The sequence below is a fragment of the Exiguobacterium sp. N4-1P genome (assembly GCF_002214325.1).
The window spans coordinates 295,355-311,930 of the sequence record NZ_CP022238.1 but is presented as its reverse complement, the minus strand read 5'-3'; the positions used below and the strand labels follow the sequence as shown (position 1 = coordinate 311,930).

General features: G+C 50.6%; 14 protein-coding genes. 2 read left to right on the top strand and 12 right to left on the bottom strand.

Annotated features, from left to right (window positions below):
- Positions 1 to 43 precede the first annotated feature (43 nt).
- From A0126_RS18180 to A0126_RS18125, 12 genes are all read right to left on the bottom strand, one after another.
- Positions 44 to 1,021 (bottom strand): hypothetical protein, encoded by a 978-nt coding sequence (locus A0126_RS18180; protein ID WP_239456896.1) that lies wholly within the window; start codon positions 1,019 to 1,021, stop codon positions 44 to 46.
- A complete protein-coding gene (locus A0126_RS18175) occupies positions 1,018 to 2,064 on the bottom strand; it encodes a DUF58 domain-containing protein (protein WP_088837174.1) in 1,047 nt (348 codons plus the stop codon). Before A0126_RS18175 ends, A0126_RS18180 begins: the two co-directional genes overlap by 4 nt.
- Before the next feature lie 2 nt (positions 2,065 to 2,066).
- Positions 2,067 to 2,975, bottom strand: coding sequence for an AAA family ATPase (locus A0126_RS18170; RefSeq protein ID WP_088837173.1), 909 nt, complete (start codon positions 2,973 to 2,975; stop codon positions 2,067 to 2,069).
- A gap of 138 nt (positions 2,976 to 3,113) precedes the next feature.
- Positions 3,114 to 3,329, bottom strand: coding sequence for a DUF3006 domain-containing protein (locus A0126_RS18165; protein ID WP_157898482.1), 216 nt, complete (start codon positions 3,327 to 3,329; stop codon positions 3,114 to 3,116).
- 12 nt (positions 3,330 to 3,341) lie between these two features.
- Positions 3,342 to 4,208 carry a ComEC/Rec2 family competence protein gene (locus A0126_RS18160; protein WP_088837171.1) on the bottom strand — a complete coding sequence of 289 codons (867 nt, stop codon included), beginning with the start codon at positions 4,206 to 4,208 and terminating at the stop codon, positions 3,342 to 3,344.
- Positions 4,205 to 4,756, bottom strand: a complete 552-nt coding sequence (locus A0126_RS18155; protein ID WP_029330219.1) for a histidine phosphatase family protein — start codon at positions 4,754 to 4,756, stop codon at positions 4,205 to 4,207. The genes A0126_RS18160 and A0126_RS18155 overlap by 4 nt, the downstream gene beginning before the upstream one ends.
- 62 nt (positions 4,757 to 4,818) lie before the next feature.
- The gene (locus A0126_RS18150) at positions 4,819 to 5,613 is read right to left on the bottom strand and encodes a DUF3307 domain-containing protein (RefSeq protein WP_088837170.1); all 795 of its coding nucleotides are present in this window, start codon (positions 5,611 to 5,613) and stop codon (positions 4,819 to 4,821) included.
- Positions 5,610 to 6,257, bottom strand: a complete 648-nt coding sequence (locus A0126_RS18145) for a hypothetical protein (protein WP_088837169.1) — start codon at positions 6,255 to 6,257, stop codon at positions 5,610 to 5,612. Before A0126_RS18145 ends, A0126_RS18150 begins: the two co-directional genes overlap by 4 nt.
- A 262-nt stretch (positions 6,258 to 6,519) precedes the next feature.
- The gene (locus A0126_RS18140) at positions 6,520 to 6,990 is read right to left on the bottom strand and encodes an NUDIX domain-containing protein (protein ID WP_235195152.1); all 471 of its coding nucleotides are present in this window, start codon (positions 6,988 to 6,990) and stop codon (positions 6,520 to 6,522) included.
- A 296-nt stretch (positions 6,991 to 7,286) separates the two neighbouring features.
- Positions 7,287 to 9,692 carry a DNA topoisomerase IV subunit A gene (gene parC, locus A0126_RS18135; RefSeq protein WP_088837168.1) on the bottom strand — a complete coding sequence of 802 codons (2,406 nt, stop codon included), beginning with the start codon at positions 9,690 to 9,692 and terminating at the stop codon, positions 7,287 to 7,289.
- On the bottom strand, positions 9,685 to 11,655 hold the full coding sequence (gene parE / locus A0126_RS18130) for a DNA topoisomerase IV subunit B (protein ID WP_088837167.1): 1,971 nt from the start codon (positions 11,653 to 11,655) through the stop codon (positions 9,685 to 9,687). Before parE ends, parC begins: the two co-directional genes overlap by 8 nt.
- Before the next feature lie 159 nt (positions 11,656 to 11,814).
- The gene (locus A0126_RS18125; protein ID WP_088837166.1) at positions 11,815 to 12,216 is read right to left on the bottom strand and encodes a CoA-binding protein; all 402 of its coding nucleotides are present in this window, start codon (positions 12,214 to 12,216) and stop codon (positions 11,815 to 11,817) included.
- A gap of 431 nt (positions 12,217 to 12,647) precedes the next feature.
- Between A0126_RS18125 and A0126_RS18120 the strand changes: the two genes are divergently transcribed.
- Together A0126_RS18120 and A0126_RS18115 are read left to right on the top strand one after the other, a co-directional pair.
- A complete protein-coding gene (locus A0126_RS18120; RefSeq protein ID WP_239456895.1) occupies positions 12,648 to 13,688 on the top strand; it encodes a tyrosine-type recombinase/integrase in 1,041 nt (346 codons plus the stop codon).
- A 47-nt stretch (positions 13,689 to 13,735) separates the two neighbouring features.
- Positions 13,736 to 16,336 (top strand): DEAD/DEAH box helicase, encoded by a 2,601-nt coding sequence (locus A0126_RS18115; protein ID WP_088837164.1) that lies wholly within the window; start codon positions 13,736 to 13,738, stop codon positions 16,334 to 16,336.
- Positions 16,337 to 16,576 lie beyond the last annotated feature (240 nt).

The following is a 16,576-nucleotide window of genomic DNA, read 5'->3' as shown; positions in this document are numbered from 1 at the left end:
AATGAAAAATCTCCATTCTCTGTTACAGAGATGGAGATTTTTTTTATTGTTCAATACGTTCCCGAACCTGACGACGGAAAACTTGTAAATCATAGGCGGGTTCACTTTGACTAAACTCGATTCCGTCGATCAAGCGGGCATTGCGTTCGACTTCCGGGAAGGTGATTCGCTCAAGCCATTCGTATGTCGTCTCATCGCGTTTGCGTGGAAAGGCTTGCTCCAATTGCGAGGCGAGTTGGAGCAACGGATGCTGACTGTGCTTTTTCGCGGCCTTCGTCCGCTTTTTGGCGGTTGGTCGGACGATCTCGTCCTGCTCCACCGTGACGACGCGTCGTTTGCGGAGGAAATAGAACATCAGTCCGACGACGAGGAGAGCCAGTCCGAGGGCGGCATAATTAAACACCTGGATCGTCGCGGCGTTCATTGCCCCTTGTTTGATGGGTTCGACCGCTTCCATGTTGCCGAGGGTTGCACCAGTCTGCGTTTTTTCATCGACCTTTTCCGAAAGCGGAATCGTCCACGTAAAGAGTGAACCGAATGCCTCGAAGGCGGGGCGCATTAAATTTGCGACGGATCCGAACAATGCTTCCTTCATCAGGCGAAGAAGGAAAACGAGCAAAAAGCTAAGTCCGAAGGCGAGCGTGACGCTCGTCAAAATCCGGCGCCACTCGACGAAATGTCGCTTTAAGAATGGCGTCAGGACGAGTAGACCAAGCAAGACATAGGCGAGGAGCGGTGGTGTCAGTCCGGGGTACAAGAAACAAATCCCGACGAAGACAGCACCCGTCAAAGCAAAGCGGTACTCGAGTTCGATCGTCTCGAGGAAGGCACCGATCGCAGTCGCTAACAATAAGAAGATGCTGATCAATGGTGATACATAAAACAGGGCGAGCGCAGCAATCACTTGCAGAAGAATCCGGACTTTCCGAACGGGTAGGACGGCAAGCAGCGCAAAGGCAAGCAACGGGAGTGCCATCGTCTGTAAGAGACTGATGATGAGTAACCACCAGAGCAACATCATGCGCTCACCTCCTTTTGCCGATGACCGAGGTGGATCGCGGCAGTCGTCGACGGGACGGCCCGTTGGAGACGTTTCATGAAGTAGCGGCGCTCAAGCGGTAAGTCGTACTCTGACAGGCGCGCCAAACACTCCATCGTCCGTAAAAACTGTTCCTTTCCTTTTCCGGACGGAACATGATACCACTGACCATCCCGATTGACCATCGAAATCCAAAGACTGTAAGAGGCACCTTGTTTTTCAAGTTCCCGGATGATTGTCGCACCACGGGACAGCAGTTTTTCAAAGTCACTCCGTAAGGACAATCCGTCACCGGACAGACCGTCGATGATGACGGCATAATCATGATTCCGGACACGGTCGTATTGATAGGAATAGAGTTCGCTCGTCTTCGCATATGCTGACCAGTAAATTGTCTTGGCGTCTCCCGCATAAGGGACGACGGAATGAAAGCTCGATCGGTCCGTGAACGGGCTCGACCGATCAACCGTCTCACCGGGGATTTGCCGTTCGTTCCATTCGACGGAAGCAGGGGCGAAGTCCGGGAAGACATGCCCGAGTTGTTGAATCGGTAATGTCAAGTAGACCGTCATCGTATGGAACGGATCTGAAATCATCACATCGAACGACTGAATCCGAATCGTTCCGCGATGTGCGGCGATGACGTCAATTTCGAACGGAACGATTTGATTTTTACCGACGAACAGATGATGCCGCCAAAATTGACTGCCTGCACCATCGATTCGGACCTGATCCCCGAGCAAGCCGGATACAGTGACTTTACCGAGCGGAAACCTTGCCCGGTTTTCTAAAGCAAACGGGATGGCGAGTTCATCGTCACGAAAGGCACGTGTCGTTTCGACCAGTCGGACGTCGATCTGATTAGCTAAGTATTCGAGACACTTCGGCATATACCAGCCGTAGAGGACATAGGCGACGAATAGACTGGCGAGGACGAGTGAACCATATAGGGCGCAAAAGACACCACTTACCCCGACTAGAAATAAGAAGATGGGATGGAATGCTTTAGGTGTAATCAATTGCATGGTTACACCTCAGTCGGTACAGTCAAAGATTCAAGGGTTTGTTTGACGAGTCGTTCATTCGTCATCTTTAACGTCGCTTCAAGGGTCAAGACGAGACGGTGGGCGAGCAAGGGGGTGGCCAAGCTCTTGATATCTTCCGGCGTCACGTAATTCCGCTCATGCATCCAGGCGCGTGCTTTTGCCGCTTTCAGCAAGGCGAGCGTCGCCCGCGGACTTGGACCGATTTCGATGTCACGGTGCGCTCGTAGGGCGTCACATACATCAAGGAGGTAGTCCTCGACCGTATCTTCGATGGTTACGGCTGCGACTTCCTGTTTCCAGGCGTTCAATTGCTCGAGTGGGAGATGAAGATCCATCGCCTCGAGATGCGCGCCCCGCAAAAGTGCTTTTTCAGCAGTCCGGTCGAGCGGCGTGAACGAAAGTTTGAACAGAAAACGATCGAGCTGAGCTTGAGGCAACGGGAACGTTCCTTGTCCATCGAACGGGTTTTGTGTCGCGATGACAAAAAAGTGTTGCGGTAACGTATAGGACGTGTCACCGATTGTGACTTGTGCTTCCGCCATCGCTTCAAGGAGCGCTGACTGGGTGCGCGGGGTCGTCCGGTTGATTTCATCGACGAGGACGATGTTGGCGAACAGAGGACCGAATCGTTGTTCGAATGAGCCGGTCAACGGATTGAACAACTCCATTCCGAGTAAATCGGTCGGTAGCGTGTCGGCTGTACACTGGACACGGGAAAACTTCGCATCGAGCGACTGCGCCAATGCCTTAGCGAGTGTCGTCTTGCCGGTACCCGGTCGATCTTCCAGTAAGACATGTCCTTCGACGAGCATGCCGATCAACAGATGATCGATGACATGGTCCTGCCCGAGGACGGATTGTTTTAAGGATGTACGTAGTTGTTGAAACATAAAATAATTCCCCCTTGTTTTCTTCTTCTCACTAAAGTGTACGAAAATTCAGATAAAACCGCCAGTAATTCTCGATATTCCTTCTAAATAATTCCATTAATCCGTAAAAAAGCAGACACGCTGTGTCTGCTTCCTGCGTCAATCCTCAAACAGTTCATCCATCAACTGGTCGATTTCCTGGCGACGCGCCACCGTCTCGGTACGTAAAATCCGGATCGAGCGCCCTTGCCATTCCAGCCGATCGCCGACTTCTGCTGCGACCGGCAGTCGTTCTCGCGGGAGTTGAATCGTTTCCCGTGCTTCCGTCTCACACAAGGCGAATGCCTCCTCAAAAGCTGTGACCGTCATCTTCATCGTCATGCCTCCTTAGTTCGGACGGAAGTCTTTGCGACTTGTGACGGTAATCGCCGTCCCATCCGATGTGTATTCAATCGTCCCCATCCGGTCCGTCCGGTCGATTGTGATGCTCTCTGCTGCTAAGGCATTCATGACTATCGGCCGGGGATGGTTGTAGGCATTTCCTTCTCCCGCTGAAATTAAGGCACGTTCAGGGTGGACCGCTTGCAGAAATGGAATCGACGACGATGTATCGGCACCGTGATGACCAATCTTTAAGACATCTGCCTTGACGTCAATTCCGGCTGTTAGTAATTGTTGCTCCGTCCGAGTCGGCGCGTCCCCCATGAAGAGGAACGTATTCTCCTCGTGCGTCATCTTCAGGACGGCACTCCAACTGTTTAAATCACGGGTCCCGTCCGTCAAAGGAGCGATGATCTCAAAATCGGCTGATTCACTCGGAATGACGACGCCGGCTTTCGCCGTTTTGATTGTCACCCCTTCATTTTTAACAGCAAGCAAAAAGTCACGATAGGTATCGGTCGTGTGATTGACACGCGGGGCGTAGACTTGGTCGACATCAAATGCTTCAAGGACGGTGTCGAGTCCGCCGATGTGATCGGCGTCAGGGTGGGTCGCGATGACGGCTGTTATGCGTCTCACCCCAAGCGCTTTTAAGTAGCGGACAACGTCATCTCCTTTCCCATTGTTGCCACCATCAATCAAAATCGCGTCCGTCTTCGTCCTGATGAAGGTGCTGTCACCTTGTCCGACATCAAATCCGTATACCGAGACCGTCGTTTCGGCACGGTCGGTGCGTAGCGCTTCGTCTTCCCGCGTCATATAGAAAATGATGATGAGACCGAGGGCGAGCAGAATCGTCGAAGCCCATTTCATCGTCTAACCTCACTCTTTTCAAATTGATAGAGCATCCCGTTGCGCGGGTGACGGAAGCGGGGGCCGGTGTAACCACGTTTTTTCAGTGCCGTGCGCATCAATAACATCATTCCGCCGTGACCGACGAGGAGAACGCGTTCATTATTCTCGAACGCCAATTGATTCAACAACACTTCAATGCGTTGGTTGGCATCTTTAATCTGCGCCTGAATCCGTTTGCTGAACGGAGCGACGAGCCGACCGATGATCGCCCAGGCGAGGAAGGGGAGGCGAATCCGGGAATTGATTGTCGGGAACGGCACTTCCCGTAAAAGGTCGGTCACGATGATCTCATCCTCATAGACACTCTCCGCTGTCTGGATCGCCCGCGGCATACTGCTCGCATAACAGATCGTCCAGTCCGTCTGTCCGAGTTCGACCGGTTTGACATCGATCGCCGAGCTATCGTACCGTTCAATCCAAGCTTCGATATCGGAAGCGCTAATCCAACCTTTCGTCGGATATCCTTCTGTGACCCGGTGGTGTCTGACTAATCCAATCGTTTTCATTTTTGTTCGACGGTCTTTCTGGTAAAGCCAGGAAGCCGTCTCACCTCACTTTCTTTCTCGTTCTATAATACGAAGCGAATGGCGATTCCGCAGAGGAGTGCGCTCAAAATACTAAGTAAACTGCCGATGATATAATATTCCGCAAAACGGCGGTCTTCAAACTGCTTGAACCGCGCCAATGCTTTGAGAGCGATGATGAAGCCGATTGCACCAACCGCATTGACGGCGACGAGAATAACGATGATTGCCCGCTCGACGAGACCGATATAGCGACCAACGCCATTAATCTCTGTCGTGTAACTGCGGGCCGAATCCTCAACCTCGTGGGTGACGGAACGGCTGATCCCGTTCAATTGTTCCTTACGAGTCACTTTCCGCTCGAAATGGGATTCAATCAATCGGGGAGCGAACGGTAGCAGCAAGGGGGCGATGCCCCGTCCGACCAGTTCCGTCGCAACCAGGCTCCACATGATGATCCAAAGCACTTGGAAGGAGAGGGTGATGGCACTTGGCCAACTGATCGGGAACATCACCGCAATCAGACCAATGATGATGCCGATATGTAACAGTTGATCAATCCAAAAAGCCGGTGCCGGTTTGATGATCCGCTTAAGTTGCGAGCGGTCAATGACGGCGTGTGATCCGATAATCGCACTGAAGAGATACAGGGCACTTACGAGCTCGATTTGTCCGGTCAGGTAAAAATAACTTAAGACAGCCGCTGTACAGAGGCTATGTATCCCGAGGTGGACGAGCAGGGGGCGAAGCTTCCGGTGCTTGTGCTCCGCGATCCGTTTACCTTGCAGCGAGAAATCGGCAATGAGATGGGCAATCAGAAGGCTCAACAGTAAATTCATCCAATCGCCTCCCAGACTTGGAGTTGCTCGAGCGCTTGTATAAAAGCCGTTTCGAGTTGCTTCCGTTGTTTACGTTGCGAGCGGGCAACAAGTTTCGCGACGTTAATTCGGGCATCTTTTTCTTGAAAACCCATTTTTAGTCCGATTTCTTCATACGTTGCGTCCGGGAATCGGTCCATCAGTGTATGGAGCTCGACTTGACGATCTGTTTTACCAAAATAAGCGGGATACAGCATATCGACATAGCCTGTTAGTAAAGCAGCCGGGAAATAAGGGGGGCCGGCGAAAACGATTTGATTGTCTGATTTTTTGGCCGCCTCTTGCGCTTCGAAGGCAAAAATGATGGCGCTACCGTTCGCTTCGTCGGCTTCTGTCGTCGAAAGCGTTTCATATTGACCAAATCCGACTCCGACATAACCGTCGAGCGGACTATTAACGAGTTCGAGTAAAACAGGATAACAGATTGGGTAGCTTTGGAAAACACCGAGTAAGCTGTCTCCAGACTTGATTTGAAATGGGACGAGTGCGTCTTTAAACTGATCATTTAATTGCTCCGCTAACGTCCGGAGTGTCTGCAATAATTCTTCTTTGTGCGGAAAAGTGCGTGAGTTTTTGACGTCAAATGAAATGGCGACGGCTTGCATCAAATTCCTCCTTTGTTACTGATAATCCGGTTACAACCGTAATGTTACCGACATAAAGGTAACAAGTGATTTGTTACTGTATTTAGAGTAACAGGGCTGGATGTAAAAAACAAAGGGGCAAACTGACTATTTTTTATGGGGGACATGCAAAAAAATTATTTTTCTTTGCTAGTTAACATAACATATATTATCAATAGTTAAATAATCTTGTCTCATAAGTAAGGTAAACTCAATATAGTGAGACAAAACAAAAAACACGACATTAGCCGTGTTTGCGACAATCATATGGTTGATTACGTTCCAACCGATGAATGAGCCGATCAAGAAAAATATGATGCCGGCGTTCGAGCTGTGTGATGCGATCAAGCGGCAACCAGGCGAAATGGAAAAAATCACCGCAATCTTGACCGTCACCCGCAACACAATGCGTCCATCTGTTTTCTTGGCATTCGATATGGGCATGATAGAAATACGTGTAATGGACCCGCATCCGCTCTGGGTAACGCATCTCTTCTTCGCCAACGTATTGAACGGTCGCAAGTGATAGACCACTTTCTTCCAACGTCTCGCGGACGGCTGCTTCCTTGGCGATTTCTGCGTCTTCAATCGTCCCGGCAGGAATCTGCCAGTCACTATCTGGAGCTGATTGTGGATGAAAAACAAGTAGTTCCCATCCCTCTGGTTGTTCCCGTGTGATATAGATTGCTACTTTTTCGCGTCGTCTGAATTTCATCTTCATCACCTCTCCAGTTAGGCAGATGGCACAAAAGCAGCTAAGGACGGATCCGTAGCTGCTTGAGAAATACATATAAGCTACGCTTCGAACCGCTTCGCGTCTGATGTGACATGCTTGACCTGACCATTTTCTTTTATTGTAGCGGTTATTGGTCACTCTTTCAATTTGTAAACTAAAGATTCACCGATAATTTGTGGAAATAATCTAAAAAAATGATTAAAAAGACGACATTTCCTACAAAAAGACAGAAAAAAAGACGTCCCCCACGCTTCATCGTGAGGGACGTCTGACCGTCAAACGGTATACCAGTCAACGAGTGGACCGAATTTTTCTTCATCATACGCAAACGAACCATTCGATAACCGATCGAGATAAGACAAGGAACCGATTTGAATCGATTTTGCCTGCTCTTTTCCGATTAAAAGGAGTTCTTTTTGATTCGTGACATCAAGTAACGCCGCTACCTGATGCGGTTTTGATTTTAAATCACGCAACAATTGCTGACCACGTAAGGCACGATTCGTGATTTGGAACTGATCCGAAAGGCGCATCTTCTTCAAGGCACCCCGCTGTGTCAGTAAGACGATATTCGGTGCTTGCATAAAGGCAATCGCCCCTGCGACGACATCATCATCCTTCAGGTTGATGGCTTTGACACCTGCTGCCCGAACGCCGACGACCGGCACATCGTCTTCCGTGAACCACAGACCAAAGCCGTTTTGCGTTGCGAGGAACAATTGTTTCTCGCCAGTCGAGACCGCAGCATAGAGGACCTCGTCATCTGCTTTTAAGCGGACGCCTTGCAATGGTTTCGACTTCCGCTGGGCATTGTAATCGCTCAGTTTCGATCGTTTGACCATTCCTTGGCGAGTGACGAACAGACAATGTGACGTTTCGTCGAACGTCCGGACGAGATCGATCGAGAGGACACGGTCACCCGGTTCGAGTGGTACGAGATTGGCGACGTGTTGTCCGCCATCCTTCCATTTCGTATCTGGGAGCTGATGGACCGGAATCAATAAGTAATTACCGCGTATCGTCCAGACGATGACGTGATCGGTCGTCATCGCTTGCCCTTGATAGAGCAGACGATCTTGTTCCTTCATCTCCGGGAGGTCGTTCGAGGCACCGAATGAACGGAGCGACGAGCGTTTGATGTAGCCGTTTTTCGACATGAAGACCATCGTTTCTTCGACGGCGATCATGACTTCCGTCTTCAGCTTCAGTTCTTCGACTTCGGCTTCGACGGTTGAACGGCGTTCATCCGCGACTTGATCCTTTAAGATGCTCAATTCTTTAATGATGAGGCGGTTCCGCGTCTTCTCATCGTTCAAGATTTTCTCGAGACGCGTGACTTCCTTCTCGAGTTTTTCAGCCTCTTCCTGCAATTCGACGATGTCCGTATTTGTCAGGCGATACAGTTGGAGCATGACGACAGCTTCTGCTTGGCGGTCCGAGAAGGCGAAGCGTTCAATCAGATTCTCTTTTGCTTCCGCTTTGTTCGTCGCAGCCCGAATCAGACGGAGTGTCTCATCGAGGACGGAAATCGCAGTCATTAAGGCAGAGACGACTTCCTGGCGGCGTTTCGCTTGATCGAGATCAAACGTTGTCCGGCGGATGACGACTTCCTTGACGTGGCTTAAATAAGCATCCAGTAAGGCGAGCACACCCATTTGACGCGGTGTCCGCTCATGGATGGCGACCATATTGTAGTTATAGGCGACTTGGAGGTCGGTTTGTTTGAGGTAAAAATGTAAAATCCCCTCTGCATCTGCCTCTTTTTTCAGTTCGATGACGACACGCAGTCCGTCGCGGTCCGTTTCATCGCGGACTTCAGCCACTCCTTCGACTTTACGGTCGAGGCGTAATTCTTCCATCCGTTTGACGAGATTTGCTTTGTTGACTTCGTACGGCAGTTCCGTGATGACGATTTGCTGACGTCCCCCGCGGAGTGTCTCGATTGTCGCCCGCGACCGGATGATGACTTTCCCGCGTCCTGTTTCGAACGCTTTTTTGATCCCGTCGAGCCCTTGCACGACGCCACCAGTCGGGAAATCAGGTCCTTGCATGTGTGTCAGCAGGTCGTTGACGTCATTGACCGTGCCTGAGATGCGACCGATTGCCGCGTCGAGGACTTCGCCCGCGTGGTGCGGAGGAATCTCTGTCGCGTATCCGGCAGAAATCCCGGTCGAGCCGTTCATCAACAAGTTCGGTAACAACGACGGTAAAACGAGTGGTTCTTCCGTCGTATCATCGAAGTTGAGTGTATAGTCGACCGTCTGTTTATTGATGCCGTCTAGAATCAAGCTTGAGACTTTCGAGAGACGCGCTTCCGTATACCGCATCGCGGCCGCGCTATCGCCGTCGATCGATCCATTATTCCCTTGCATGTCGACGAGCGGGTACCGTAACTTCCACTCCTGACTCAAGCGGACCATCGCCTCATAGACAGACGAGTCGCCGTGCGGGTGGTAATTGCCGATGACGACCCCGACCGTCTTGGCAGACTTCCGGTACGCACGGTCATACAGATTCCCTTCCGTATGCATTGCATAGAGAATACGCCGCTGGACGGGTTTGAGCCCGTCGCGCGCATCCGGTAAAGCCCGGTCTTGAATGATGTATTTCGAATAACGTCCGAACCGGTCACCGACGACCTGTTCGAGCGATAAATTTAAGATGTTTTGTAAATTAGACATGCTTTGTCACACTCGCTTTCGTCACGTGTTCGTTTTCAATGATTGAGATGTCTTCCGCGAGTCCGAACGCGACGTTATCTTCAATCCATGACCGGCGGTGGCCGACGTTATCGCCCATCAAGACGGAAACACGTTTTTCAGCAACGGCGGCGTCGTCGATCGTGACGCGAATCAATGTCCGGGTCTCAGGATCCATCGTCGTTTCCCAAAGTTGAGGAGCATTCATCTCACCAAGTCCTTTGTAGCGTTGGATCATATAGCCTTTACCATACTTTTTTGTTGTTTTCGCCAGTGTGTCTTCATCCCAGACATACTCAAACTTCTCCGTTTTTCCCTTACCTTTCGAGACACGATACAGCGGCGGTAAAGCGACGAAGACTTTCCCGGCGTCAATCAACGGACGCATGTACCGGAAGAAGAACGTCAGCAGGAGGACTTGAATGTGGGCGCCATCGGTATCGGCATCGGTCATGATGATGACCTTGTCGAAATTACAGTCGGACAGGTCGAAATCTGCCCCGACCCCGGCTCCGATCGCATGGATGATCATGTTGATTTCTTCATTCTTCATGATGTCGGCGAGTTTCGCTTTTTCCGTATTGAGGACTTTCCCGCGTAACGGTAAAATCGCTTGGAACGTCCGGTTCCGTCCTTGTTTCGCAGAACCGCCGGCAGAATCTCCCTCGACGAGGAACAATTCATTTTTGTCGGCGTTTTTTGAAGCGGCCGGTGTCAATTTCCCGTTTAAGATGCTGGAACGTTTCTTTTTCTTGCCGTTGCGCGCTTCTTCCCGGGCTTTGCGGGCTGCTTCGCGAGCTTGTGCCGCACGAATGGCTTTTTTAATGAGCAAAGTCGCCGTTTGCGGGTTTTCTTCGAGGTACGTCGACAGACGGCGGCTGATGACGGCGTCACAACTCGTCCGTGCTTCAGGAGAACCGAGTTTTGACTTCGTTTGTCCTTCGAACTGGAGGAATTCTTCCGGAATCCGAATCGAGACGATCATCGTCAAGCCTTCCCGGATATCATTGCCGTCGAGATTTTTATCTTTTTCTTTTAATAAACTATTTTTACGGGCATATTCGTTCATAACGCGGGTCATTGCCGTTTTCGAACCGACTTCATGGGTTCCGCCGTCACGCGTCCGGACGTTATTGACGAACGACAGGACGTTTTCCGAGTAGGCGTCCGTGAATTGGAACGCGATATCGACTTCGATTTCGTTTTCGACGCCTTCAAACGCGACCGTCGGATGCAGGACATCTTTATCGTCGTTCAAATAACCGACGAACTCGCTGACCCCTTCTTCGTATTGGAAGACATCTGCTTTGTCGGACCGTTCATCCGTCAAGGTGATTTTCAAGCCTTTTAAGAGGAAAGCGGATTCACGAAGACGTTCAGCGAGCGTTTCGTAGTTGTATGTCAAGGTACTGAAAATTTTCGCATCCGGCTTAAAATAGACAGCCGTTCCTTTTTGACGCGTCGCTCCCGTCTCAAGTAACGTCGTTTTAGGCATTCCGCCATTTTCAAACGTTTGCTCGAACTGTTTTCCGTCACGATAAATCGTCACCTTCAAGTCTGTGGATAAGGCATTGACGACGGAGGCACCGACACCATGCAATCCACCAGACGTCTTATAACCGCCTTGACCGAATTTTCCGCCGGCGTGGAGAACGGTGAAGATGACTTCTGCCGTCGGTTTCCCCGACGCGTGCATTCCCGTCGGCATCCCGCGCCCGTGGTCACGGACCGTGATGGCGTTATCTTTATGGATCGTGACATCGATCTGTTCCCCGAACCCGGCAAGGGCTTCATCGATTGCGTTATCGACGATCTCATACACCAAGTGGTGGAGTCCACGATGATCGGTCGATCCGATATACATACCTGGGCGCTTCCGGACAGCTTCGAGTCCTTCGAGCACCTGGATGGCATCGTCATTATAATTGTTTAAATCTGTCGCCATAGTTTTCACCTCATATAGAAAAACGCCGATTTTCCAAACATTCGTTCGTTTTTCTAGTAGTCTGTATCTAATTGTAGGCATCTTCTTGCTATCTGACAAGGGGGAACGTAAAAAAGACACTCACTCGCGTTTGAGTAAGTGTCTTGATTTGACTCGAAATCATAAGTATTGGTGTTCGATTTTGATGCATCGATTTTCGATATACGGGATTCCTGCCCCGAGCGCTAAACTTTCCGCTTCGACGCTCGACAGACCGAGCTGGTTCCAAATCATCCCGACGTCGCCATGGGCAACCGCTTCTTTTGCAGCGTCCGCTAAAAACTCGGAGCGACGGAACACGTCGACGATATCGATATGACCCGGGATGCTATCGACCGTCGGATAAACTTTTAATCCGTTCCATTCGTCAAGCGTCGGATTGACGGGAACGACCTCGTACCCGTGCTGCACAAGATAATCGGCGATCCAGTTCGCAGTTTTCCCGGAATCACTTGAAATCCCGACGACGGCAATCCGTTTCGCTTCTTTTAGTAATTGGCGTGCTTGTTGATCAGAAATCATTCATTTCTCCCCCTATACGTAATTGAGTCAATCTTCTTGTCTATACCCGAATCACTTTCGGTTAAGCCGTGTTTCTAAAAGTTTGCAACAATTCCGAGAAAAAACGAAAAACGATCTGTACGAAAATGAGACGACCAACCACCTGTCGAAGTCATGTTCGATGCAACTGAGAGCGAAATTGGTTTTCAAGAATATTTTTCTGAATTCATTCTATCAAGGTGACATAATACAATTATTGTTCTGTTTGACATAAGAAAATACACCTTTCGTTGATTTGCATCGAGTTGACCAGTCACCCGTTAGTCGGAAAGTCGATGCAACTGAGGGCTCCCTGTCTGACAATTTAACATTGCGTGAAATAACTATTTCACGCAAACTAGTGTACCGTCTACCAACGTTTGGTATAGTAAGGTCAGAGGGGGAATAGACTGATGAGTTTATTTAAAAATCTAGGAAAAACCGTTAAAACCGTCCAAATTCCGGCCCATACCGTTGATCTACCAGGCTATCACCGAATGCCGGAATTTATTCGCGATTACATCGACCACTTAGCTTCAAAAAACTTCTCAAAAGCAACAATGCGTCGGTATGTGTATGACTTTGATTCGTTTTTTAGTTTTGTCGCTGCCGCGTCAGGGCAGGATGTCCGGGCGATTGATATCACGCAAGAGGCATTTCTTGAGATTGACGGTGCGGGAATTGCGGCTTACGCCGAATACTTAGCCTTGACGAAGGGCAATGCGCCGAGCGTCATCAACCGGAAGTTGTCGGCGTTACAATCGTTATTTCGCCATTTGATCGACATCGGCGTCCTGTCGGAAAACCCGGTCGCAAAAATCAACCGTCCGAAACAAGCGAAACGCGATCCGGTCTACTTAACGAAACGTGAATGGGATGAATTGATTCAATTGTTGCCGTCGAACATTGAAATGAATCCGCGGGAGGCGGCGCATTATGAGCGTGACCGCGTCCGTGATGTGACGTTATTCCAGTTGCTCGGCTATAGCGGGATGCGTCTCAGCGAGATGACACAATTGACGTGGAACGATCTCGATTTTCATGAAGGAACGATTCGCGTGATTGGTAAAGGCAACAAGGAGCGGGTCATCCCACTTGCGCAACCGGCACGCGTCGCCCTCAGAAAGTACGCCGCCCATTATCAGTTGTCGATGCGTGGGAAAGATGCTGTATTCGAAAAACAAGGGAAACCGCTCAGCCCGCGGGCGGTCCAACATATATTAAAGCGGCATACCGATCGGTTACGACCGGTCTTACCGTTTTTGGAACGGAAACAAATCACACCACACAAGTTACGGCATACGTTTGCGACGCGTCTCGCGACAGGTGGCGTCGATGTCTTGACGATTCAGCAACTCCTTGGGCACGAGTCCGTCGCGACGACTCAAGTCTATGCCCATATCGGCGATCAGGAGAAAAAACGGGCGATTGAATTATTTGATGGTGAACGATAATAGTATTATGTCACCTTATAGTAACTTTATAGTAAAGGAGACCACAGATGAATTTTGGATTAAGTGAACGAAAAATCAAACAAATGTCAGATACCTATGCCTTTCGCCGCGGAAAACGGTATGTGACGGCAAAAAAAGTGACCTTACACAACTACACACCGGGTGACCTCTTCGTCGAGGCGGAAGTTGCCGGTGAAACACGTTTTCACGTCCACGTTCATCTCCGGGAAACGGGTGTTGACGCCGGATGCAACTGTCCCTCGCTCGCCATGGATGCCTCGTTTTGTGGGCATATCGTCGCAGTGCTGTTAGCCTTACAACAAATTCAAGCCTACGGGACGCCCGGACCGAATCGTCCGGCCATCACACCGTTTTCAGCGCAACCGACAATTGAAGATGCCGCAGCTGCAACCTATCTTGCGACATTGACACGCGAAAATAAAGCGCAGCTCCGGTTTGACGTCCGCGACGGCGGGATTGCACTCGAAAGCCTGACGACACAGCGCAGTTATCTCTTGTCCCTGCCCTACTTCGACCGTTTACTGAACGACCGCGACTGGTTACGGGAACGGGCGGACATCTGGATGAGCGCCGCTGTCCGGGGCCGACTCGTCAGCGGATCCCCTCGCGTCAAACTGGCTCTCGACCGGATCAATACCCGCCTGGAAGTCGTCGTCACGTTTGATTACGACGGCAAAACCGTCAACCCGTTGACTCCGACACGCTGGATCGGGCGTGACTTGTCGACGGAGCGGGCGGTGACGCGTTATTTGGAAGCGACAGGACTCTGCGCGGATCAAGCCCGTTATGTAGTAGAAGGAGAAAGTAATCACTACGTTGTCTTAAAAGGTTTACTTGACCCGATGGTTGCCCTCGGTCAACTCGAGTTATACGCGACGGCGAGCATCAAAACGGCATTGCTCCCCGGTCCATTCCATCCGAAAATTGAAGTCAACGTGACGAAGCGACTCGATTGGTTGACGTTCAAGTTTTCGATGGACGGGATTTCAGAACAAGAACTGTCGGCGGTCCTCGCGTCACTCGTGACGCAAAAGACGTACCACCGTTTACGTTCGGGACAATTGCTGTCGCTTGAAGACCGTGCCTTCACGCAAATCAAACGGCTGTTACAGGAAGTCGAAGCGACGGAACAGACGTTACTTGAAGCGGAATTGACCGTTCCTGCCGTGCCGAACTTGGCCCTGTTGACCCCGGCTGCCTTCTTGACGGTCCACAGTCAACTGAAGGAACGATTGCTCGAGATGAAAGCCGGAAAAACAGAGCGACTGGCGTTACCGGAACCGCTCGCGACACAACTTTTGCCGTATCAGCAAGACGGCGTCCGCTTCTTCAAGAGTCTTGCGGCACACGACTGTCATGGCATCTTAGCGGACGAGATGGGACTCGGCAAAACGATCCAAGCCATCGGTTATATCGAAACGCTCCCGAGTGCACGTGTCTTGATCGTCGCCCCGGCGTCACTCCTCTACAATTGGGCAGCAGAGCTGCACCGCTTTGCTCCGACACGCACCGTCCGTGTGCTCAGCGGGAGTCGTGCGTCGCGCTTACGACAGCTCGAAGACTTGCCGGACGACGTCATTCTCATCATCTCCTACCCGTCGCTCCGGCTCGACATCAAAAATCATCAAACGATCCATTACGATTGTATCTTTTTTGATGAAGCACAACATCTGAAGAATCCACGGTCGCAGACGACGGTCAGCTTAAAACAACTGTGGGCGACGCGGCGGTTTGCCTTGACGGGGACGCCGCTCGAAAACAAGACGCTTGATCTCTGGTCAATCTTTGACGTCGTCTTCCCGGCACTCTTGCCGGACCGGCAACGGTTTCTCGACTGGTCAGCACGGGACGTCCAACAATTCGTCGAACCGTTTTTGCTGCGCCGGACGAAAAAAGATGTTTTGCAACAGTTGCCGGCGAAACAAGTCGTCCATCAGTACACGGAACTGACGGCGGCACAGAAAAAACTCTATGCCGCCCACTTGGCAAAGTTACAGCTCGAGACGTTACAGCATCTCGATCAGTCAAAACCGGAAGAACGGATGAAGTTACTCGCCGGATTGACCCGGCTCCGGCAAATCTGTTGCGACCCCCGGTTGTTCGTCGAAAACTACCGCGGCCGGTCGGCGAAACGGGACCGGTTGCTCGCCTTGATTCAAGAAAAACGGGCAGCAGACAAACGGATCTTAATTTTTTCACAGTTTACAAAAATGCTCGATTTGATTCGGAACGACCTGCATGAGTTGCACCTCCCTCATTTCGAACTGCGCGGGGATACACCGATTGCGGAGCGTCTCGAACGCTGCGACCGTTTTAATGCAGGCGAAGTCGATCTGTTTTTGATTTCACTGAAGGCGGGCGGCACCGGACTGAACCTGGCGACGGCGGATACTGTCATCTTATATGACAGTTGGTGGAATCCGGCTGTCGAACAGCAAGCGGCTGACCGGGCACACCGGATGGGACAAACACAGACGGTCGAAGTCATTAAATTAATCACGAAAGGCACGATCGAAGAAAAAATCATCGAGCTGCAGGAACGGAAAGCGACACTCGTGACGGACATACTTGAACAACCGGCGTCACTTGCGTTATCGGTCGATGAGATGGTTCAATTGCTTGAATAAGAGGAAAGGCACCGATTTCTTAATAGGATGTAAACCGTTGCTGCTCTAGGGAGAACAGGTTTCTGGCTATCGTTTTTTCGCCGGTTGATGTTTAGCTTTTAATGTTACGGGGGTATAACTATCATAGCACCGCATCAGCGAGTTGCTTTTACAACCACATGTTTCTCAATATCAGCGTAATGACCTGGGAGAGAAATGCTAACCACTCACTTCGATCTTCATTTTTATGAAATCAATTTG

Coding starts and splice junctions, on each gene's coding strand:
- A0126_RS18180 (WP_239456896.1), bottom strand. CDS start 1,021: ATGATGTTGCTCTGGTGGTTACTCATCATCAGTCTCTTACAGACGATG.
- A0126_RS18175 (WP_088837174.1), bottom strand. CDS start 2,064: ATGCAATTGATTACACCTAAAGCATTCCATCCCATCTTCTTATTTCTA.
- A0126_RS18170 (WP_088837173.1), bottom strand. CDS start 2,975: ATGTTTCAACAACTACGTACATCCTTAAAACAATCCGTCCTCGGGCAG.
- A0126_RS18165 (WP_157898482.1), bottom strand. CDS start 3,329: ATGAAGATGACGGTCACAGCTTTTGAGGAGGCATTCGCCTTGTGTGAG.
- A0126_RS18160 (WP_088837171.1), bottom strand. CDS start 4,208: ATGAAATGGGCTTCGACGATTCTGCTCGCCCTCGGTCTCATCATCATT.
- A0126_RS18155 (WP_029330219.1), bottom strand. CDS start 4,756: ATGAAAACGATTGGATTAGTCAGACACCACCGGGTCACAGAAGGATAT.
- A0126_RS18150 (WP_088837170.1), bottom strand. CDS start 5,613: ATGAATTTACTGTTGAGCCTTCTGATTGCCCATCTCATTGCCGATTTC.
- A0126_RS18145 (WP_088837169.1), bottom strand. CDS start 6,257: ATGCAAGCCGTCGCCATTTCATTTGACGTCAAAAACTCACGCACTTTT.
- A0126_RS18140 (WP_235195152.1), bottom strand. CDS start 6,990: ATGAAATTCAGACGACGCGAAAAAGTAGCAATCTATATCACACGGGAA.
- parC (WP_088837168.1), bottom strand. CDS start 9,692: ATGTCTAATTTACAAAACATCTTAAATTTATCGCTCGAACAGGTCGTC.
- parE (WP_088837167.1), bottom strand. CDS start 11,655: ATGGCGACAGATTTAAACAATTATAATGACGATGCCATCCAGGTGCTC.
- A0126_RS18125 (WP_088837166.1), bottom strand. CDS start 12,216: ATGATTTCTGATCAACAAGCACGCCAATTACTAAAAGAAGCGAAACGG.
- A0126_RS18120 (WP_239456895.1), top strand. CDS start 12,648: ATGAGTTTATTTAAAAATCTAGGAAAAACCGTTAAAACCGTCCAAATT.
- A0126_RS18115 (WP_088837164.1), top strand. CDS start 13,736: ATGAATTTTGGATTAAGTGAACGAAAAATCAAACAAATGTCAGATACC.